Annotated in this window: 16 protein-coding genes; 9 read left to right on the forward strand and 7 right to left on the reverse strand. The window is 61.3% G+C overall.

The features are described from left to right. The first annotated feature begins 163 nt into the window (after nucleotides 1-163). Nucleotides 164-439 carry a PadR family transcriptional regulator gene (locus AB7C87_RS12685; RefSeq protein WP_369729840.1) on the forward strand — a complete coding sequence of 92 codons (276 nt, stop codon included), beginning with the start codon at nucleotides 164-166 and terminating at the stop codon, nucleotides 437-439. A 99-nt stretch (nucleotides 440-538) separates the two neighbouring features. Here the strand turns inward: AB7C87_RS12685 and AB7C87_RS12690 are convergent, their stop codons facing one another. From AB7C87_RS12690 to AB7C87_RS12700, 3 genes are read right to left on the reverse strand one after another with little or no spacing between them, the layout of a single operon-like run. Then, the gene (locus AB7C87_RS12690) at nucleotides 539-1,666 is read right to left on the reverse strand and encodes a DUF8167 domain-containing protein (protein WP_369729841.1); all 1,128 of its coding nucleotides are present in this window, start codon (nucleotides 1,664-1,666) and stop codon (nucleotides 539-541) included. Beyond that, a complete protein-coding gene (locus AB7C87_RS12695; protein ID WP_369729842.1) occupies nucleotides 1,663-2,925 on the reverse strand; it encodes a DUF8167 domain-containing protein in 1,263 nt (420 codons plus the stop codon). Before AB7C87_RS12695 ends, AB7C87_RS12690 begins: the two co-directional genes overlap by 4 nt. A gap of 12 nt (nucleotides 2,926-2,937) precedes the next feature. After that, nucleotides 2,938-3,435, reverse strand: a complete 498-nt coding sequence (locus AB7C87_RS12700; RefSeq protein WP_369729843.1) for a DUF7382 domain-containing protein — start codon at nucleotides 3,433-3,435, stop codon at nucleotides 2,938-2,940. A gap of 256 nt (nucleotides 3,436-3,691) precedes the next feature. Here AB7C87_RS12700 and AB7C87_RS12705 point away from each other — a divergent pair, with 256 nt between their 5' ends. The 8 genes from AB7C87_RS12705 to AB7C87_RS12740 all read left to right on the forward strand — a co-directional run bounded on the left by AB7C87_RS12705 (nucleotide 3,692) and on the right by AB7C87_RS12740 (nucleotide 14,869). Further along, entirely contained in the window at nucleotides 3,692-4,564 is an 873-nt protein-coding gene (locus AB7C87_RS12705; RefSeq protein WP_369729844.1) for a DUF7310 family coiled-coil domain-containing protein, read from the forward strand. Further along, entirely contained in the window at nucleotides 4,561-5,025 is a 465-nt protein-coding gene (locus tag AB7C87_RS12710; RefSeq protein ID WP_369729845.1) for a DUF7311 family protein, read from the forward strand. The genes AB7C87_RS12705 and AB7C87_RS12710 overlap by 4 nt, the downstream gene beginning before the upstream one ends. Before the next feature lie 239 nt (nucleotides 5,026-5,264). After that, nucleotides 5,265-7,202 (forward strand): ATPase, T2SS/T4P/T4SS family, encoded by a 1,938-nt coding sequence (locus AB7C87_RS12715; RefSeq protein WP_369729846.1) that lies wholly within the window; start codon nucleotides 5,265-5,267, stop codon nucleotides 7,200-7,202. Nucleotides 7,203-7,205: 3 nt separating this feature from the next. Further along, nucleotides 7,206-8,909 carry a secretion system protein gene (locus tag AB7C87_RS12720; RefSeq protein WP_369729847.1) on the forward strand — a complete coding sequence of 568 codons (1,704 nt, stop codon included), beginning with the start codon at nucleotides 7,206-7,208 and terminating at the stop codon, nucleotides 8,907-8,909. A gap of 63 nt (nucleotides 8,910-8,972) precedes the next feature. Beyond that, nucleotides 8,973-9,890 (forward strand): DUF7283 family protein, encoded by a 918-nt coding sequence (locus AB7C87_RS12725; RefSeq protein WP_369729848.1) that lies wholly within the window; start codon nucleotides 8,973-8,975, stop codon nucleotides 9,888-9,890. Further along, nucleotides 9,865-10,335 (forward strand): DUF7285 family protein, encoded by a 471-nt coding sequence (locus AB7C87_RS12730; protein ID WP_369729849.1) that lies wholly within the window; start codon nucleotides 9,865-9,867, stop codon nucleotides 10,333-10,335. The genes AB7C87_RS12725 and AB7C87_RS12730 overlap by 26 nt, the downstream gene beginning before the upstream one ends. Beyond that, a complete protein-coding gene (locus tag AB7C87_RS12735) occupies nucleotides 10,335-11,345 on the forward strand; it encodes a DUF7284 family protein (RefSeq protein ID WP_369729850.1) in 1,011 nt (336 codons plus the stop codon). Before AB7C87_RS12730 ends, AB7C87_RS12735 begins: the two co-directional genes overlap by 1 nt. Next, a complete protein-coding gene (locus AB7C87_RS12740) occupies nucleotides 11,342-14,869 on the forward strand; it encodes a DUF7286 family protein (RefSeq protein WP_369729851.1) in 3,528 nt (1,175 codons plus the stop codon). The genes AB7C87_RS12735 and AB7C87_RS12740 overlap by 4 nt, the downstream gene beginning before the upstream one ends. A gap of 44 nt (nucleotides 14,870-14,913) precedes the next feature. On the opposite strand, the gene AB7C87_RS12745 is transcribed toward AB7C87_RS12740, so the two are convergent. The 4 genes from AB7C87_RS12745 to AB7C87_RS12760 all read right to left on the reverse strand — a co-directional run bounded on the left by AB7C87_RS12745 (nucleotide 14,914) and on the right by AB7C87_RS12760 (nucleotide 20,343). Beyond that, a complete protein-coding gene (locus AB7C87_RS12745; RefSeq protein ID WP_369729852.1) occupies nucleotides 14,914-16,119 on the reverse strand; it encodes an outer membrane protein assembly factor BamB family protein in 1,206 nt (401 codons plus the stop codon). 429 nt (nucleotides 16,120-16,548) lie between these two features. Then, complete coding sequence (locus AB7C87_RS12750; RefSeq protein ID WP_369729853.1) at nucleotides 16,549-17,757, reverse strand: CaiB/BaiF CoA transferase family protein; 1,209 nt, start codon at nucleotides 17,755-17,757, stop codon at nucleotides 16,549-16,551. Between the two features lie 473 nt (nucleotides 17,758-18,230). Further along, complete coding sequence (locus AB7C87_RS12755) at nucleotides 18,231-18,695, reverse strand: hypothetical protein (protein ID WP_369729854.1); 465 nt, start codon at nucleotides 18,693-18,695, stop codon at nucleotides 18,231-18,233. Between the two features lie 64 nt (nucleotides 18,696-18,759). Beyond that, a complete protein-coding gene (locus AB7C87_RS12760) occupies nucleotides 18,760-20,343 on the reverse strand; it encodes a uracil-xanthine permease family protein (protein WP_369729855.1) in 1,584 nt (527 codons plus the stop codon). Nucleotides 20,344-20,520 lie beyond the last annotated feature (177 nt).

Genomic DNA, 20,520 nt, shown 5'->3' on the forward strand with positions numbered 1-20,520 from the left:
CCGGCCTCCGTACGATACGGAAACAGTCCGCCTCAGTGTAGTGGCCCGCTTTTCTCTACAGCCACACCGTACGACGAGTAGTTTCGTCGAAACCGTATCGGCCGGAGAGATACGCGATTGATAACAAATAGTCACTCTCGTGGTGTGATCATATGGGTGAAACATGGACGAACTGACCGGCTTCCAGCGGGATCTCCTATACGTGATCGCAGGCGCGGACCGACCCTCCGGTCAGGACATCAAAGAGGAGGTCGAACGCTACTACAGTACCGACGTCAATCACGGCCGACTCTACCCGAACCTCGATACGCTCGTCAACAAAGAGTACGTCGAGAAGGGACAACTAGACCGCCGAACGAACTACTACGCGATCAGTGAACACGGCCAACGTGCGATCGAAAACCGCCGCGAATGGGAGCGGCAGTATCTCGACACGTGACCGACACACCGAACGGCTGACCCGACCGAGAACCAACGGCCGACGTCGACATCGTCGTCGGAACGGGCCGGGTAATCGCGATCGCTCGAGACGAATCGGTCACACCGTCGGGAGCCGGTCGAAGTCCGTCGCGCTCCCGAGGAGATACACGTCGTCGTCGGCCTCGAGCGTCACTCGGTCGATCGGAAGCGGAATCACCTCGTCATCTCGGACGATCGCCAGCACGGTTCCCGATAGCCATCCCACGAACTCCCCATCGAGAGGGCCGTCACCGGAGACTGTCACCCTAACGACGGTGTGATCGACCGCTCGAAGGATCGACAGGAGTTCGTAGACGTCGGTCGACGTCGACGGACGTGTGACGAGCCGATACTGTTCGTGATTGCTTAGCTCGTCGGCACTTTCGGTGTCGGTCACGATCGTCGTGACACCCCTAATCGTTGCCCGAAGCATTCCGGTCGCCACCAGCTGACTCGAGCGCTCGTCGCTCCAGAGCTCGACTGTATCTCCCGTCGTCCCTGCCGTGGGCGGGTCACCACGCACCGCGAGGGCGACTGTATCCGCCACTACCGTCGCTCCGATGCCGGTCCGGTCTCGGCCGACGCGTAATCGGGAAACCGTACCGTCCGACGTGAATCCGACGTCGACGTGTTCGATGCCGTAATCGCGCTCGAGACGGTTCTCGAGTCGCGACCCCCGTTCGTCGATCGGAAGCTCATAGGGCATCGACACTGATCGTCCCGCGAGTTCTCGTTTGACCGAGTCCCCGATCGCGGGATAGCCGGGTAGATCGGCCACCACGTCCGGCAATCGGTACTCGGCGGAGAGACGACCACTCCGGACGATCGATGCCGCCCCGCCCTGCTCGGCGATTCGGTCGATATCTGCGCTCTCGCACGCGACGGCGTCACCGATTCGACGCCCACCCGCGGCCGCGACCGATCCGACGGCGAACGCGGCCAGAAAGTACGTCGCAGTCGCGTGGTGGAACAACGGCGTTTCGTCGATGATCGTCGACTGTCGAACGGCCACGGCGTTGATCCAGAGGCCCACGGCGGCCAGCCCGACGAGGGCGGCGACGCCGGCCGGTAAGGGCCGCGTACTGTATCGGCGGTACACGAACGCGACGGCGGTCCCGACGACGCCCGTCAGTAGCCCGAACCCGAAGACGTTGACAACGGCGGTTTCAGTCCACTCCGTAACGATCGCCTGTCCGATCGTCATCATCGTTTTACCTCTGCTTTGTCCAACTCTCGAGATGGCACTGTCTCCCCCGATTTCGCCGATTCTACACTCCCGTCAAGTCGGTTGATGGTGGCTGGCTCGGCAACGACAAACACGTCGGCTCGGCTCTCGAGATCGGCGAGTTTCGGTTCGACGATCGATCGTCGGTGTGTGTTCGGTCCGTCGTTCGCGACGATCGGCGTGAACCCATCTTCGTCGACCGTCCCCGCCTCCACCGAGGCCACGACGTCGCCGACTCGGAACTTCCGCACGGCGTATCCTGCCTGGTCGAGAAGCCCGAACGCTTCGAGCGTGGCGGTCGTTTCACCCGCGGGAACAGCGACGTGAACCTCCTTCGAACGCAACAACGTCCCAGCATCTTCGGCGGGAACCGCAACCGTCAACCGCCCACCACCGCCGTCCGTACCGTCTGCGGATCGGGAGGCCGAAAGCGATGGATACTCGCCGGGATCGCCCTCGTTCGAAACGACGTCCGCGGACGAGCCCGTTCCGAGGACGATTCCCTCCACGTCATCGGACTCGATAGATAGGACGACCGTTTCGCCCGAACACAACCCCGTTGGGATCAGGGCCTCGATCGAGATCGAGCGCCACCCCTCCGGTATCCGTGACTCCGTGGTAGACGTTGGCGGTGCTGCCGCGATCGTTGCCCGCGCTCGAGCGTCGATCGAGACCGAAACCGCCGACAGATCGTAGGTGGTTCGAAGGCGCGTCTCGAGGCGGCGTTCCAGTTCCGAAAGCGGAAGGTCCGCGGGTAACCGCCAGGTCTCATCCTCGAGCGATCGGCGCAGGTTCGGAGACAGCGACGGGTATCCCTCGAGGTCGCGGACACCACCGGTCGACTGGATGGAGACCTGTCCGGCTGCGTCGACCGACTCGATCGCGTCGGCCGAGAGCGATCGGCCACGAACGAGTCGGCGAGACGTTCCGACCGGCAACTCCGACCCGATTCGACGTCCGTGGCTGTTCGCGTACACGGCGAGCGTCGCAACCACGACCGAAGCGAGGGCGAGACGCGGCGCTTGCGGTCGAACCGTAGAGAGTGGAGCGCCGATCAGACCGACGGCGTAGGCGTTTCCGACCGCGAGCACAAACGCGACCGCGATACTCTGGCGGCCCGAGAACCGCCGGTTCACGTGCTCGCCGACAGCACCGAGCGTCCCGACGGTGATCGCGGGACCGACCCCGACGGCAAGTCCGAACGAGACGCCGACGATGATCTCGGTCGTAACCTCGAACATAGGCTGGAGCGGCTACCCGTCGACCAGAACGATCTCGGGGTTCGATCGTTCGTCGACGTAGTTGCTGTTACTCGGCGGGACGATCTCGACCTCGAGCGTCCCCGTATCCTGGTCCCGACGGAGGTCTGCGTCGTCAGGTATGGTGATCGTATTAGTATCGGAGACGTGGACGGGATCGTCGAGTTGAGCCGATCCCGCGGTGACGATGACGGTGAACTCCTCGAGTTCGTTACCCTCCTCGTCGACGACGGAGAACTGGAGTGACTCCGACAAGTCGCTCGTCTGGACGACGTGATCGTCCTCCCACTCGATGGTTACTTCCGTCTCGCCGAACTCGCCGACGCCGCCGAGCATGTTCATCATGACCGAGAGGGCGGCGATCCCGACGACGAGCGCGATCACGAGTCTGATCGGAAGCCCCTCGATCGCACGGTCGTCGGATTCGAGCGATTGTGGTCGATTCGTCGTGCGTTCGGACGGGGAATCCGTCCGTGTCATCGGTGAACGCATACCCGCTCTGGCCCCGGTTTCGTACTTAAACGTCCGACCGAGAGTTCAAGTATGAAGCCGCTCGGGGCGAGAGACCGCGGTCGGTGACGCGGGCGGCGTCCGTGGGCGAACGAATCCGACGAGCAAAAATCCAGATGAGTTCAGATGAGGGACGAAAATCCAGATAAGATGATAGGTGAGAGCGCATGCGAGTGCGCGACGGAAGTCGAGCGATATCCGGCGTGAGTTTATATACGAACGGGAGACCAGTGGACGTGTGACCGATATCGACCGACTCGACCAGCGACTGTCAGCTCTCGAGCGAACCGTCGTCGACGACGAGTTCGACCTCGCGGAGCTCTCCGAGCTAACGACACTCGCCGCCGACCTCGACCGACTCGAGACGCGAATCGAGGCACAGGAGATGCGAATCGCGACCCTCGAGGGGCGGACGGATTCGGTCGAAGGATACGTCGGCCGAATCGACGCCGTCAACGACGCGGTCGAAACCGAGGCGGCGACGGCGCTCGCGGTCGTCGACCGACTCGATCGCAGAGTGGCCGACCTCGAGCATCAACTCGAAGGCACCTCGCCATCGAAGACAGTCGACGTGGGGTCGGAAACCGACGTAGCCGACGACGAACGCGACCGTGCTCGAACGGCCGAGTCGGCAACGGACGGCCGCATCGAACGAACCATCGCCGGCGTCGTCGGCGAGAGCCACAGCGTCGCCACCGAACAAGCCACTGCCGCTCACGACTCGCTATCGACCGACGGCTCAGTCGAGGCGGGGCCGGGTCAGAAACGAACCGAAGGTCGGCCGTCGGATGGCGAGGCGAAACGAGCGTCGACCGACCCAGCCCAACGACCGTCGAACCACGAGCGGGCGCGTGAAGCCGAAACCGACGGAGGCGGTAACGGCGAGCGACACGAACGCGACGAGCCAGCGCCGGACGATCGATCGGTCGGTGCCGATCGACCAGACCGTCGAACTGGGGCGACCGATCAACGGACGGTCGACCGACGAGTGCCTTCGACTTCGAGAGCGGATAGCTACGAATCGACCAACGCGAACGCACGAGACTCTCGATCGAGCCGTAGGGGGCGGGCGAGGAAGTTCGTCTCGGCGTTTCTCTCTCGGATTCGATGATTCGCTACGTTCTCGCCGTCTTGCTCGCCGTTGGGCTTCTCGCCCTCTCGGCTCCCGCAATCGAACACGGAGCGACCGTTGGGAGCGAGCGCCAAATCGATCACGACGTCGGCGAGATCGATCGCGCCGCGACGTCGCTTATCGACCACGAGGATCTCCCGCCGGACGGGCACCCACCACCCCAGCGAGTCGTCTCGGTATCGCTCCCCTCGGATTCGCTGACGTCGACGCCGGTCGATCGGTTTACAATCGACCGAACGAGTGAGTATACGAGCGCCGTCGTCGTCTCACTCGAGGGGGAGAACCCGCGAACGACCGTGATCGACGCGCCGATCGTGTACGCGACGCCGACGGAGAACCGGTCCGTCGACCTCGGCGGAACCGGCACGGAGACCGAACTTCTCTTGCAACTCGAGACGGATCCGTCCGGAACGAAAGTCGTCGTCGTCACCCGCACGTGACGTCTTTTATAGTAGCCACTGCAAGTCATTGCACACCTGATCGCCAGACGGTTCGGCGATCAGTGTGTAAATCGTTGCAGTTGTTACTATAGGGGGATGGCTCTAGTTACGGGATTGATGGGATCGACGCCGATCACGGGAACCGGCGGCCTCGAGTGAGCCGCCACCGGAGCGAAATGAGGGCGATCGGAGTATCAGGGGGGTTCGAGTTTAAATACGAACGGGCAGGTACGACCCCTATGTCTACGAAAGGCGACTCGACGCTTCGATCGATCGCCGCCAGAATCGATCTCGCCACGTTACTCGACGTCGATCCGCTCGGATCGAACGACGGCCCCTGCGCGTGTCGATCGAGATTCGACGGCGACACCCTGATCCTCGAGGCGGGCGACTGTGAGGGTGATGGAGACGTCGCCGAGTCGGATGCCTGTCGAGGGACGGTCGTAAACCGGCTCACCGAACGCGACGCCGAACGGATTAGCGTCCGATCGAACGGGACCGAATATCGCTACGATGGCCGAGCGGTGGCGCTCCTCTCGGCGGCTGGTCGGTTCGTCGAACTCCTCGGCGACCGTGACCAGCGACTCGCGTCCGCCGCGTTGGAGGATCCACTCGCCGTCGCAACGGAAGTCGATCGGCGCGTCGGGCCGGTTGCAGACGTTGGGCAAGAGTCAGGGCTCGTCCAAATCGGTCGGGGTTTAGACGACCTCGAGAGCGTGTTCCAGCCGACCGTCGGTCTGGGAATCGCGTACTACTATCTCGAGCGCTCGATTCCGGACGGGGCGACGCTCGTCGACGTAACCGAACTCGAGACCGGAAGTATCGCCCGCCTGTACGAGCGGCCCGACAGCGTTCCGCTATACGCACTCGACGCCATCGATCTCTCGCTGTCGCCGTCGAAACGTCGGACGCTCATCGACGGCTACGAGGCGATCGCAAACGGCGACGTCGAAGGAGATCGAGCCGCTTCGAGGGCGATCGAACGGGTGAGCGACGGGCCAGTCGATCCGCAGTTGACCTCGATCCTGTCGAAACACACGGCGGGATATGGCGTTCTCGAGGATCTGTTCGCGGATCCGCGTATTAGCGACGTCTACGCCACCTCCCCGATCTCTCGGAACCCGCTACGGGTCGTCGTCGACGGGGAGTCCGCGACGACGAACGTTCGGCTGACGCCGACGGGTGTCGACGCGTTGGCTTCCCGCGTTCGCAGGACGAGCGGGCGGGCGTTCTCGCGTGCGGCGCCGACAGTCGACGCGACGGCCGACCTGGTCAACGGAACTGGTCTCCGAATCGCGGGCGTGACGGATCCGGTCGCAGAGGGAGTCGCGTTCGCGTTCAGGGAACGAGTCGACGACCGGTTTACCCTTCCCGGACTCGTCGCCAACGGAACGATGTCCCCGGAAGTGGGGGGATTCCTCTCGGTCGCGGTCGAACGCAACGCCGCCGGTCTCATCGCGGGAACGCGAGGCTCCGGAAAGACGACGTTGCTCGGAACGTTGTTGTACGAACTGACGCCGGATACGCGAACCGTCGTCATCGAAGATACGCCGGAGCTCCCGGTTCGGGTCCTCCAGACGGTCGACAGGGACGTCCAGGCGCTTCGAACCGGAACGGGCGACGGGCCGGAGATTTCGCCGGCCGAGTCGCTTCGAACCGCGCTTCGTCTCGGTGACGGTGCGCTCGTCGTGGGCGAGATCCGCGGCGAAGAGGCACGCGTTCTCTACGAGGCGATGCGCGTCGGAGCCAACGCGAACGCCGTACTCGGAACGATTCACGGCGACGGCGCCGAGGAGGTGTACGAGCGAGTCGTCTCCGACCTCGGCGTCGAGCCGTCGTCGTTCGCCGCGACCGACCTCGTCGTGACCGTTCAATCCTACCGGACGGCCGACGGGAACGACAGACGCGTCGCTCGGATCGAGGAAGTGTTAGGATCCGGTGGCGACGTCCGATTCGAACCCCTATACGCCCTCGAGGGCGAACGAGCGGCCTCGACGGGTCGGATCGATCGCGGCGAGAGCCGACTCGTCGAGCGATTGGCCGACCCGACCGAGACGTACGCCGACGTACGTCGGGCGATCGGAGACCGGACCGACGAACTCACACAGTTGGCCGACGACGGCCGAACGAACCCACGGGAAGTGGCGTCGGCGTACGCGACTCGAGGTCGCGAGTGACCGATGGCAGTCACGATCGGCGTGCTTCGGGCGCTCGCCTCGGTTTACCCCTGGGACGTAGAGCCGAGTGAAGACCTCGCAGACTCGCTGGCGTTCACTGACGGAACGCTCGAGGCGGAAACCGTCGTTCGAGCAGGCTACGGTGGCGGGGCGGTGATCGGGGTTCTGTCGTTGCCGCTGGTGCTGACGCCACTGCCCGAACTGGTTGTGATCGGCATCACGATCTGTCTCTCGGTCAGCGTCGTCCACGGGATCCACACCGCACCCCACCTGGCCGCCGCCTTCCGCCGCACCGAGGCACTCGGCGATACGCCGAACCTGGTCGGTCGGGCAGTCCTGCGAATGCAGGTCCAACCGTCGCTCGAAAGCGCCGTCAGGTTCGCAGCAGAAACCGGCCACGGCCCGCTTTCGTCGAGTCTCTCGGCACACGTCGATCGATCGATGGGGACGCCCCGAACCGGTCTGTTGACGTTCGCAGACGAGTGGGCCGACCAGTTTCCGGCGCTTCGACGGTCGGCTCACCTGCTCGCCACGGCCCAGGATGCTCCGGAGGCAGAACGCGCACGGACGCTCGATAGATCGCTTACCGCGATTCTCGACGGGACGAGAAACCGGATGGCTGACTTTACGTCGTCGATTCGTAATCCGACGACGGCGCTGTTCGCGTTCGGCGTCATGCTTCCACTCGCGCTCATCGCACTCGTTCCGGCGGTTCCGATGGCAGGATTTTCGGTCAACATCTGGATGCTCGTCGTCATCTACAATCTCGTGTTGCCGATCGTGCTCGTCGCCGCGAGCGTTCGGTTACTGGTCCGCCGTCCCGTCGCCTTTCCGCCGCCGACCGTCGGCCGCGACCATCCGATGGTCCCCGACCGGCTGTGGCTCCGAGGCGTCTGGGGAATCGTCACCGGCCTCCTCGCGTACGCGCTCGTCGCGCGATTCGGCCCGGCGTACCTCGCCTCGATCACGGCCGCCGGAGTCGGCATTGGTAGCGGCCTGCTCGCCGTCTATCGGCCGATTCTCGACGTCAGACACTACGTTCGAGACGTCGAAGAACACCTCACCGACGCGCTCTATCTGGTGGGTCGGCAGGTATCCGAGGGCGAATCGGTCGAGTCGGCGATCGATCTGGCGGCCGATCGGATTCCCGGCGAAACGGGCACCGTCTTTACCGACGCGGCCGGCCTCCAGCGCCGCCTCGCCGTCAGCGTCGAAGAGTCGTTTCTCGGCGAGTACGGAGCACTCACGGACGTTCCGAGCGATCGTGCCCGCGGGACGGCGGCACTGCTCGCCATCGCCGCAAGCGAGGGACGACCTGCCGGCCGCGCGATCGTCGCGATGGCCGACCACCTAGAGGAACTCGAGGAGGTCGAAGCGGAGACCAAACGCGATCTGGCGGCGGTCACGGACACGCTCGACAGCACCGCGGCGTACTTCGGCCCGCTGGTGGCGGGAGCGACCGTCGGCCTGGCCGGAATGATGACCGGTGATTTGCTCGAGTTCACCGATACGACGGCGTTACCGACCGAAGAACTGGGGATCGTCGTCGGGCTCTACGTCGTGGTCCTGTGTTTTATCCTCGTACCGCTCTCGATCGCGCTCAAACACGGGATCGATCGTGCCCTGTTCGGATACCACATCGGTCGGGCACTCCTCTCGAGTGTCGTTCTGTACGTGTTGACGATCACACTCGTCGGCTTTATCTGACGGAGAGACGGCTTCGTCCCACCCGGCTACCGTTTAAATACGATCACGCAGGAAACGCCAGCCATGGATCTGGAAGCACCCGTCGACGCGTGGTACGTCTGGTTCGGCGTGTCGGCAGCGAGCGTCGTCATCGCCGGGGTCGTCCTCGGATTGCCGACGGGACCGCCACCCGACGCGAACGGCGCTGGAAACTCGATCGACAGAATCTCCGGGAGCCCCTACAGCGCTAGCACCGTCCACGAACACGACGCAGATGAGTTCCGTCTGCAAGAGGGGACGGGCCTCGAGTTACGAAACGAACACGGGCGAGCACACTCGAGTCTGGCGTACGGAACCGTCGTTCTGGTAACCGACGACGAGCGCCTCGAGAACGTCACCTACGGGGACTCCTTCGGCGACGAGTTCGAATCCGAACTCGAGCGAGAGGACGTCGACGCGACCGCCGAGTTTCTCGGACGGATCAACGAATCCCACGGAACGACCGACGACGAGTGGTATCCGGCCGGCGACCGGTTCGTCGTTCGAACGGTGACCGTCAAGCCCGACGACGTGACCGCGAGGCCGCGGGTCACCGCGGAGGTGGTCGACGGCCTCGGAGAACCGAATACGGGTTTTGCGACCGATATTCGATTCGAGTACGACGGCGACGGGAGCGAGCAGGCCGACATCTCCGTCGTGGGGCAAGGCTACGGCGAAGAAGAAGACGTCGAACGGCGTGGGTCGACGTGGTTCCGTGATGGGGCCGACTCGATGATGTTCAGTCTCGAGAACACCAGCTCGGTCTCAGAACCGCTGGATCTGACCGTCGACTTCGACGACGTTACGTGTGAGGCGACGACCGTCTCCGAATTCGAGGAGGAAGTCGTCCTCTGTGAGGGGACCGATCCGGAGGATGCCGACCAGATCGCCAACGAAACGACACAAATCACCGTCGATGAAACGACGGGGGAGTACCGTGTTACGCTCGTCGTCGCGGAATAGCGGACAGACCGAGCCGCTCGCCGCCCTGGTGGCGATCGGGCTCGTCTGTGCGGGCGTCGTCCTCTACACCGGCGTCCTCGCAAACCTCTATCCGGCAACGACAGCGCGAGACCCGGCCGACGCAACCCTCGAACAGGTCTGGAACGGCGTCGGCTCGGATGGCGTCTACCACGAGACGACCGATCGAAACGATCTCCACGAGGGGGTAGAACTCCCGGACGGTTACACGGTCCTCATCGAAGTGACAAGCGTCACTGATGAGGGGCGGGATATCACCGTCGATAGCGCTGTCGTCCGGGAAGACGGCACCGTCCGGTACGGACAAACTGACGTCGGCCGACCGGAAACGACCGGGACCGCAAGTCGATCGGTCGGCGTCCACCTCGAGCGCGATCCGGCTGGCGACGTCCGCGGTGGAACGCTTCACGTGGAGGTGTGGCGCTGATGTCCATTAATTCTCGCCGAAGCAACCGCGCCGTCAGCACGGTCGTCGACGTCTCGCTCTGTCTGCTCTGTATTACCGCCTCGATCGGGATCATCGCGGTCTTTCTCGCCGAAGATCTCGACCGTCACGATCCACAGATCGCCGACGAGACGGCACAGACGATCGCGACGTCGACGACGACGGTCGAATACTCGATCCAGTCGATCGAACGCCACGACGACACCGGCGTCTTCGACGACGCGGAGTACGAAGCCGATCGGTACGAACGAGTGAGACACGGACCGCTGGCACAGTTGCTCGCCGCGGCAGTCATCGCGAATCTCCACCTCGACGGAGAGCCCCTCTCTCATGCCGGTGTGGAGTTTCGTGAGGCGGTCGACGCCAACGTCGGAAGCGAGTTGATCGGCGCAAACGACGACGTTCACGTCGTCGCGTCCTGGGAGCCATACGAGGACGCGTCGATCCACGGGGAGACCGTCGCCGGCGACCGCCCACCCACGGACGCCGACGTCAGCACCGCAACGTTCACCGTCGCGAGCGATTTCCCACCGGTTTCCGAGGGCGAACTCGAGGGGAGTTACGACGCCGAAAATCGAAGCTTCGACCGGACCGCGGAGCCGATCGCCGAGGCGATCGTCACCGGGTTATTCCCGGAGGAATCGACGACGATCGCACTCCAGGGGAACGACCTCGATCGGGATCTCGCGCTGTACGAGTACCACCGAGCCGGCGACGCACTCGACGTCGAGTACGACTCGGAGAGCGGAAACCTCAGTCGAACCGCCGTCAACGTCTCCGCGGCCAACGAAAAGCTCGCACAGAACCTCACCGAGACGATCGCGACCGATCTCGAGCGCACCTACGACGAGGAGATCGACGAGATCGAGGCAGAAATCGGCGCGACGTATCCGGAGGATGAAGAGACAGTCACGAACGAGGTCGACGATCTCGTCGCGCCGACCGTCGCAACCGACGAAGTGACGATCACCGTACGGGTGTGGAACGAATGAAACGAACGGGCGAACAGCGGCCGTCGACGGTGTCGATCACGCTCGACGACCGTGCGCGCATTCCGTTCGCCATCATCGGCGTGTTGTTACTGGTGACGAGCGTCATGTCCGTCGCAGTTCTCCAGTCACGCGTCACCCCGGAACCGACCGTGGACGCCTCGCTCGCGATGGATCGGACCTCCGCGACGGCCCAGACCGTGGTTCGACACGCCGCCGCAAACGCCGCCGAACAGTCGGCACAGGAGCCGTTGATGGACCCAAACGGGAGTAATTCGTGGGGCCAGGCCATCGCGGCGACGGACTCCCACAATCCGCCGGCGTGGATCGACGAGATGCCGGGAGAGTACCAGGATGGGCGATTCGAGGTCGATCCCGATCACGCGTTCGAGCGGTATCTCAAACTCCGAATCTACAACGCAGTCGAACGCGACCTCGCCCACCTCGACGGCGAGTTCCGTGGAGACACGACGACGAACGCCTCGATCCCACCGCTCGAGGACAACAGGAGTTCGGCTATCGACGCGATCGACCGCGTGAAACTCGATCCCGGAATCGACTCCGGAAACGACCTCGAACCTGGACAGCTCGAGGTGACGATCGAGGGTGTCGAAATAACGGTCGAACGCGGTGGACAGCGGGTCGCTCATCGAGTCGAAGACGTCTCCGTCGTGGTCGGGACGAACGTCTTCGTCCTCCACCAGAAGACCCGTGAGTACGAACACCAGCTGAACATGGGCGTCGTCGAAGGAGGGCTCGGCGATCCAACCAGCCTCAACGGCTTCGGACAGCACATCGCGGCGCGACTCTACCCGCTCACCTGGGCGCGCGGTCTCGCCCAGTGGGGCGGGGCGCCGATATCGGAAGTGATGGCGAATCGCCACGTCGAATTGATGGCAAACGACGCCACGTTCGACGTCCAGGAGTCGACGTTCGGCACCACCGATCCGAACCGAGAGGCAGTTATGCGAAACGCCTGGGGCTGTCTCGCCGCACAGGACGCCGAAGAACTCTACGAGGGACACACCGGCGACGAACCCGCCGTCGCGGACGCCGAGGACTTCTGTGCAGGCCTCGAGTACCTCTATGGCGATCAGAACGCGAACCTCGACGAGCCGATCGACTCGATGGACGTCATGGAGTCGACGGCAAACGCCGCGGGCGAGCATACGAGAGTGGACGCCGAGCAGACGATCGACGTCAATCTGTTCGCGGATCTCGCGTACGCACAGACGCTCGTCGAAATGGGCGTCCACGACGCGATCGACGACGTCCACAGCGTCGAGACGCGAGCCGAACTCGAGACGGCGACCGACAGGCGAAACCTGCCGAGTACCGCCAAGCCTGACCTCACCGACTCGAGCAACTGGACGGAGTCGAACAACGACCTCTCGACGGAGGCGAACGTGACCGTCACGTTCGAGGAAGGAGATCCCGACACGGCGGAGGAGGAGACGACGTACGCGACCGCTACCGTCACCGTTCGACAGGACCACGTACGCGATCTCACGTGGAGCTACAACGGTCCGGAGGACATCGGATCGACCGCCAATGCAACGCGTGATTCGACGTCGGTGTACGAAACCGAGTTGGAAGTGATTGCAACCCACACCAACAGGGACGCGATCGACTACCGCGGAATCGAGGGCGGGTACAACGAAACCGTCAGCGACGAGTGGCCGAACAGTCTACCAGAGCAGTTCTTCGAGGACGACGGCGGGTGGCAGACCGACCTCGCCGAAAACGTCACCCTCGACAACTACGCGGCGTTTCCGAACGAGAGCACTGAACGACTGTTGCACGTCAATCGAAGCGCGGACGTCGAGGCACAACTCGAGCACCAGGTCGTCGAAGCCGATCAGATTCGGAGCGAGGGAGAGCTTCGCAACCGCTTTGCGGTCGAAGACGGAGACGAGGAGATCCTCGAGACGGATCCGCCGAGCGAGTTGATCGCGGTCGCGATCGCGCTCGATCTCTACTACATCCGTACACAGCTTCGCGAGGATGCGGACACCGTGACCTTCGAAAACGGTGAACTCCTGACAGGAGATCCGTTTGGCGATCTGAACGACGAGGTGGACGAACAGCTCGTCTACCACCGCGTTCCCGACCGGTACCCAACCGCAGCGGACAAAGCCCGCATCGAGGCCCGGCAGAACTACATCGACAACGTCAAAGGCCAAATCGAGACGACCAGCGAGGCGAACCAGCAGGTACAGGACGAACTCGACGACAGGCTCGGCGACGAACTCGATGCCGGCGACGACGTCCTCGAGGGGCTCACCGAGTTCTCCCGCGGTGTCGCCGGCGGCGAGACCGAGTACGAACCAGCCACGGTCGACTCGCCGTACAGCGACGAGATAGAGTATACACCGACCGGATCGCCAACGTACCTCTCGCTCGAGGCGGTCGAAGCCCAAGAGGTCCCGGCGACCGGGAATGCGACCCACACACCGATGGCGGCACGAAACAACAACTGGTTCGCGATTCCGTACAACGAGGTCAATATTGGCGTTCTCGATCGGGTGCTCGGCTGGATATTTGATTCTGCTACCGACGACGTTCTGACGCTGCGAATGGCTGGGGAACTTCTCGAGGCCGCGAGATTGGCGGATGTGTTGCTCGAGGAGGAGGACGAGAAACTGATCGATGATGAGCAGGTGTATGAGGACTTAGAACAAGGAGTTAATAGCGAAATCAACAATCTCGATTCAAGAACAGTCGATGAACTTGATGGGTTAGAACATGGACTCGATTTCAATTATGATAGAATTGAAGAGCTTGTTAACGAAGGTATAGACGATATTGGGGATGGAACGCCCGGTCAGCAGGCCGCAATGCTCGGTGGCGGTGAAGGCGTCGATCACGTAGAACAGCACGTTCGTACAGAAATTGACGTCGACAACCATGGCGAAAACCCATATGAAAGCGAAGAGGTGTTCAAACAACACGCGGGAGCAAGTGTCAACTATGCACTGGCGGAAGCAGTTAATCAGACTACAGTTGATGACTTTGATTTGGCTAACGTAGATTATTTGAACGAAAGCGTCCGAGACGAACTCGAGGAACGAACGGAAGAGATCGTCGCCCAGCGGATGAACGAGACGATAGACGAACACGACCTCGAACACGACTGGTTGCGCAACAACGAGACTGGCATTATGGACGAGGACGGAGAGTTCAACCTCTCGCCGAACCGTGTTCCCGCCGGGTTACCCATCGTTCCGTTACCAAGTGGATGGGTCGCGACGACGAACGTCTGGGACGTGAAAGTTAGAGGCGAGTACGCCAGGTTCGAACTCGAGTCGAATACGGGAACGCCGTCGAACGTACAGGGTGAAAATTACGTTCGCGAAGACGGATCCGTCGTATTCGAAGGTGAACCCGTTGGATCGACACGAGCGATATCGTTCGAGTCGCGGACTGTGGTAATCGTCTTGGTTCCACCTCAGCGTCTGGGCGTCGGTGATCGGACTGGCGATTGGGCCGAGGAGTCGGAAGGTTGGCCGGAGGCAGGAACTAGTTAATTTCCCAATATACACATATAGAGAAATATACAAAATCCTGATTTTTAAGATTCCTCAAGAGCATAAAGATGATGGTCTCGAGATGGTAAATAGATGACACCGTCCGAGACGGCAACGGTACCTCCGATTGTTTCATCCTCGTCAGGAGTAAATGACCACTGCTGACCTCCATCATCCCTATTGAGACCATGTAATGTTTTTCCATCAACAAAATAAATCATGTTATCTGTCACAACTGGTTTTTGTTGAAGCCGTAGTTCGTAGTCAGTAGACCACTCTTCTTCACCAGTATCTTTATCAATTGAATAGACGTGTCCATCTCGAGCTGGCAAGTATACGTTGTCGTCAACTATTGATGGGCCCGCAGAAATTGGTCTCTCAGTTTTGAACGACCACTTTTCTCCACCGTCCTGAATATCAATTGCATATAATTTTGTGTCACCACTACCGACATAGACTGTTTCATTTGAAATTGCAGGGGTGGCTTCGGACATAAAGTCTGAATTTTCATTTTCAAATTCCCATTTCAGTTCTTGACGTTCAATGTTGTAGGCTACGAACGAGTGACTTCCTCCTCCGAATACCATACCGTCTGCAATCGCTGGCAAATCTGGTGTTCGTCCGTAATCTTTGAATAAGACTGACGATTCGCCCGATTTTCTATCGATACTGAGAAGCCATCCAGGGTAGAATACATAGAGATTATCCCCGTACGGAACTGGAGTTTGCGTCGTGTTTTCGAGTTCTTCCTCCCACAATTGCTCGCCAGAATCAGCCTCAAGTGCATGCAATTTGTTTGGGACTCCATGACTCGAGACGTAAACGATTCCATCGATCACGGTCGGAGGAGGTGTTATTCGCTTGTTTAACTCGACGGCCCACTCGGTCGACCCGGTTTCGGCGTCGACCGCATACAGATACCCGTCGCGGCATCCGGCATATACGGTTCCGTCGACGACTGCGGGACTCGAGACGAAACTGTCGCCTCCCTCGAGTCGCCACCGAACTTCCACGTCCTCGACTGGGCCGTCACCGTCGGGTTGATAGCCGGTGTTCTGGAGGTCGGCACCGAACATCGGCCAGTCACCGCTCGAGTCGTCGTCGAACTCGAGGACGCCGCCGTCGCTGGAATCGGTGTCTTCGTCGTCGGTTTCGTCGGCGCTCGAACAGCCTGCGAGCATCGTTATTCCCGTCGTTCCGGCACACACGCCAAGCCACTCTCGACGCGAGGGAGATCGTCTGTCGGCCATATTATCTACGACGAGGACCCATTGAATAAATAATATTTCGGTTGGCTATTACCGACTGTGTGATGATATCTGCGTCGTTAGCCAACTTAGAAAGTATTCATCTAAACTGACCAGTTGACAGAACCCATAGCTGGAAACCAGAGGTAGACTATAGTAGCCACTACAAGTCATTGCACACCTGATCGCCAGACGGTTCGGCGATCAGTGTGTAAATCGTTGCAGTTGTTACTATAGATGTGACTGAATATAGAACTCGAGTACAAGAAGATCTAACGCCTCAAACAGCCCACTCTCGGTAGTACGATACACCGCGGGCGAGTATCGCAAGTACCCGACAAAACTTTCAAGAAAAATGTATTGTTACCGAATAATCGATCAGATATCACGTTTCGGTTCGGTCACCCGGCTCGAATCGAGACGCCCGAGACGTTACTCAGCGTCGCCGAACGCGCCGCGTTCCTCGAGGTCGTCGAGTTCGTCCTCGTCGTAGCCGAGGTCCGCGAAGACGCTCCGGTTGTGTTCGCCGAGTCGCGGCGGTGGCGACTCGAACCCGCTGTCGGCTTGCCCGTAGTTGAGCGGGTGTTCGACGACCGGAATCTCGCCGCGTTCCGGATCCTCGATCGTCGTCGTCGCGCCGCGTGCCTCGGTCTGTTCGTTGTACAGCGCGTCCTCGACCTCGAAGACGGGACCGGCCGGCACGCCGGCGTCTTCGACAATGATCGACATCCACTCGTCGGTCGTCCGCTCGCGGAACGTCTTTTCGAGTTCGGCCTCGAGTTCGGCCATGTGTTCGACGCGGTCGCCGTTGGTCTCGAAGCGGTCGTCCTCGGTCAGTTCGGGCCGGTCGATCGCCTCGCAGAGTTCCCGCCAGAGTTTCTGGTTGAGACAGGCGACGTTGAGGTAGCCGTCTTCGGTCTCGAACGTCTGGTACGGGGCGAGGACGGGGTCTTTGGTTCCCATCCGGGACGGCGATTCGTCGGCGAACACCTTCCCGGCCTGTTTGGTGAGCCAGGGTAAGACGGCGTCGAGCATCCCGAGGTCGATGTACTCGCCCTCGCCAGTCAGTTCGCGCCGATAGAGGGCGTTCGAGATGCCGAATGCGGCCCACATCGCCGTGATGAGGTCGGTCATCGGGAGGCCGACTTTCACTGGTCGACCGTCGGCCTCGCCGGTAACGCTCATCACTCCGCTCATCCCCTGGATCATCAGGTCGTAGCCGGGACGCTCGCGCCAGGGACCCGTCTGTCCGAACGCCGAGATCGCACAGTAGACGATCTCGTCGTTGTGCGAGCGGATCGTCTCCTCGTCGACATCGAGCCGCTGTGCCGTACCGGGACGGTAGTTCTGGAGGAAGACGTCCGCCTCGCTCACGAGGTCGTACAGTGCCTCGCGTCCGGCCTCGGTCTTGAGATCGAGTTCGACGCTCTTCTTGCCGTAGTTGACGGTCCAGAAGTACGGCGACTCGCCGTCGATAAACGGTGGTCCGGAGTGGCGGTTGTCGTCTCCAGCGCCGGGTCGTTCGATTTTGACGACATTAGCGCCCTGGTTGGCGAGCATCAGCGAACAGAATCCCCCGGTGACGAACGTCGTCAGGTCAACGACATTTACGCCCTCGAGAATACGGTCGTCGGTAGCCATGTGCTGACGGGGAGATTGGTCCGCCAAGAGAAAAACCTTCGGTCCGAACCGCTAGTACGCGGGTCTGTGACGGCGTTCCTGACGATTTGGTGCCACGACGACGCATGCGATTTCGTCGACGCCGAATCGGGATCGAAGTGAACACGCCGAGATCAAACGGCGTCTCGAGGAGAATTATCGTAGCCACTTGAAGTCATTGCACACCCGCTCACGACAGCCCCCGGAGACCGGACGAACGGGATCGGTCTCCGTGCGCCGTCCGTGAGTGGTGTGTAAATCGTTTCAATTTATAGTAGAACAGGCGATTCGATGTCGAGCGGTCACACTGAAAGAGCGGTTCTGAGGCGATAGTAACAACTGAAACAGTTAACACACCGATCGCCGATCCGTCTGGCGATCGGGTGTGTATTGACGTTCAGTGGCTACTATAGTTTGTCCGGGTCAGTCTGTGTCCGGGTCAGTCTGTGTCCGGGTCAGTCTGTGTCCGGGTCAGTCTGGTCCGGGTCAGTCTCGCCGCGTTCGTCTCTGACCGCCTCGATCGCCGGCTCGAGTTCGTCGTACAGTCCGTCGACGTTGTCGGGGAAGACCTCGACCGGTTTGGCCTGGCTGTGGGTGTGGATGCGGACGCGGTCGCGGTGACGATAGGTCCGATAGACGCTCCAGAGCCCGAAGAGGGCGAATACGGCACCGATGACGACGTTCTCCGTCATCGAATACAGTCCGAAGAGGACGAGCGAGCCGCTCAGAATCGCCAGAAACCAGTTGAACGACTCGTTCGTGATCTCGCTGACGTTCGCGTAGGGTACGCTCGTCAGTTCGCCGTCGGAGCGGACGAGGACGCGATCGTCGGTGACGGCAATCTCACCCCCCTTTCGGAGCCCTCCTCGGTAGTAGAGGTGTTCCCCTCGCTCGAGCTCGAGACCGCGTCTGCTCGGCATTGGCGAAACTGTGTCCGGCCGGTTATTGAACGTTTCGCTGAAAGAGAAAACCGCGTTCGAGCGGTTAGTCCGCCTTTTCGGCGCTCGAGGAACCGCCACCGGAGCTCAGTCGGTCGAAGATCGACTGGAACTCCTCTTCGTCCTCCGATAGGTACTCCCACTGTGCGAGCCCGCGTTCCTCGCGTGTGCCTTTGACGGTGTTGTCGAGGATAAACGCGAGGATACCACCGACTGCCATTGTGGTCGAGCCGATGACGAAGATCGTGTCGGAGACGACCTGCTGGCCGAGGATTGGACCGATCACGGCCGCACCCTCGGCGATCGCCTGGAAGTCACCGGGGCTTTCGAAGTTCGCGAAGTAGTTCGGTAACGCGAGTCCGAGGAATAACGCGATACCGATGATGAAGACGTTTCGAGAGGCGTCGAGATCGACGAACTTCAGGTTCGATAGACCAACTGCGGCGATCTGTCCGAACATCGCGATGTAGAGTGCGCCGACGATCGGACTCGGGATCGAGACGATGAGCGCACCGAACGGTCCGACGAACCCGACGATGAGCATCACGATCGCGCCGATCTGAACGACGTACCGCGAGGCGACGCCGGTGATTCCGATCGCACCGATGTTCTCACCGTAGGATGTCGAGCCGTTACCCGTTCCCATGATACCGGCGAAGACGTTGCCGAGTCCTTCCATCCCGATACCGTGGTTGATCCGTTTTTCGCTCGGGGCACCGAGCCCGGAGATCCGCGCGACGGCGTAGTAGTCACCGATACTCTCGACCATCGAGGCGACGACGCCGGCGAAGATACCGATAGCGAACGCGAGCGTGAACTCGGGTATGCCCCACTGGAGCGGGTAGATCGGCTGGATGAGCGGAGCCTCAGCGATCAACCCCGTATCGACGTATCCGGTTTCGGCGTGGCTTGCTTCCGTGTAGACGCCGACTGCCGTGAGGACGCCAGCGGCGATCCAGGCCGTCGCGATACCCAGCAAGACCGGGAACAGCTTCGCGTACCGGTTGTACTGATCGAGGTACTGTGAGAACAGGATGATCAGGAGCAGGGTCAGTCCGAGCAACCACCAGTTCTGGTCGATACGCGTGACGTCCCCGACGTCGATCAGCGAGAGACCGATTAAAACGATCACCGGTGCGATCACGACCGGCGAGAGGTAGTACTTCAGCTTACCGAGGAGCCCGGAGTAACCGAGCACCACCTGTATCAGCGCTGCCGCGATGATCGCCCCCTGTAACTCGAGGAGAGTTACCCTCCAGCCCACCCCCTCGGCACCGAGTGCCAGTATTATCGCGATCGCCGGAGCCAGGAGGGCGAATGTCCCCCCTTGGACGATCGGATATCTGTTACCGATCGTCGTCTGTGCGAGGGTTGCGATCCCCGAGACGACGAAGAACGTTCCGACGAGCTGCGCCGTCTCGGCGGGTGGCATCTCCATGAGTCCCGCAAGAATCAATGGGATGGCGACCGTCGCGCCGATCATCGTCAGGTAGTGTTGGACCCCGAGGAAAATCGACTCGAGAATCGGTGGTTTGTCATCGATGCCGTACTCGACGAAGGATGCCTCCTCTCGCGATGGCTCCCCGCCGTCCGTTCTGAGTTCGTCCGTCGCGTCGTGTTTGTCTGTCATGAATTCCCTCTCTGTTGAGCTGCGTACCGTGGCGAGTGTTCACACCCACGCCGGTATACGAAGTAAAACCCAACGGCGCCCACATAAAGATACCGCCGGTCGGACGGCCGTTTCCGGTGGGAGATCGCAAATTATATAAATATATTTATGGGATTTCGTTCATTCAGAAACGAAAGA

The organism is Natrarchaeobius versutus, assembly GCF_041205745.1.
GTDB classification, from domain to species: Archaea; Halobacteriota; Halobacteria; order Halobacteriales; family Natrialbaceae; genus Natrarchaeobius; species Natrarchaeobius versutus.

Bases quoted from the DNA above. Each gene is read 5' to 3' on its own strand.
- AB7C87_RS12750 (WP_369729853.1), bottom strand. From the start codon at position 17,757: ATGGCTACCGACGACCGTATTCTCGAGGGCGTAAATGTCGTTGACCTG.
- AB7C87_RS12715 (WP_369729846.1), top strand. From the start codon at position 5,265: ATGTCTACGAAAGGCGACTCGACGCTTCGATCGATCGCCGCCAGAATC.
- AB7C87_RS12690 (WP_369729841.1), bottom strand. From the start codon at position 1,666: ATGATGACGATCGGACAGGCGATCGTTACGGAGTGGACTGAAACCGCC.
- AB7C87_RS12740 (WP_369729851.1), top strand. From the start codon at position 11,342: ATGAAACGAACGGGCGAACAGCGGCCGTCGACGGTGTCGATCACGCTC.
- AB7C87_RS12755 (WP_369729854.1), bottom strand. From the start codon at position 18,695: ATGCCGAGCAGACGCGGTCTCGAGCTCGAGCGAGGGGAACACCTCTAC.
- AB7C87_RS12720 (WP_369729847.1), top strand. From the start codon at position 7,206: ATGGCAGTCACGATCGGCGTGCTTCGGGCGCTCGCCTCGGTTTACCCC.
- AB7C87_RS12745 (WP_369729852.1), bottom strand. From the start codon at position 16,119: ATGGCCGACAGACGATCTCCCTCGCGTCGAGAGTGGCTTGGCGTGTGT.
- AB7C87_RS12685 (WP_369729840.1), top strand. From the start codon at position 164: ATGGACGAACTGACCGGCTTCCAGCGGGATCTCCTATACGTGATCGCA.
- AB7C87_RS12695 (WP_369729842.1), bottom strand. From the start codon at position 2,925: ATGTTCGAGGTTACGACCGAGATCATCGTCGGCGTCTCGTTCGGACTT.
- AB7C87_RS12710 (WP_369729845.1), top strand. From the start codon at position 4,561: ATGATTCGCTACGTTCTCGCCGTCTTGCTCGCCGTTGGGCTTCTCGCC.
- AB7C87_RS12700 (WP_369729843.1), bottom strand. From the start codon at position 3,435: ATGCGTTCACCGATGACACGGACGGATTCCCCGTCCGAACGCACGACG.
- AB7C87_RS12725 (WP_369729848.1), top strand. From the start codon at position 8,973: ATGGATCTGGAAGCACCCGTCGACGCGTGGTACGTCTGGTTCGGCGTG.
- AB7C87_RS12735 (WP_369729850.1), top strand. From the start codon at position 10,335: ATGTCCATTAATTCTCGCCGAAGCAACCGCGCCGTCAGCACGGTCGTC.
- AB7C87_RS12760 (WP_369729855.1), bottom strand. From the start codon at position 20,343: ATGACAGACAAACACGACGCGACGGACGAACTCAGAACGGACGGCGGG.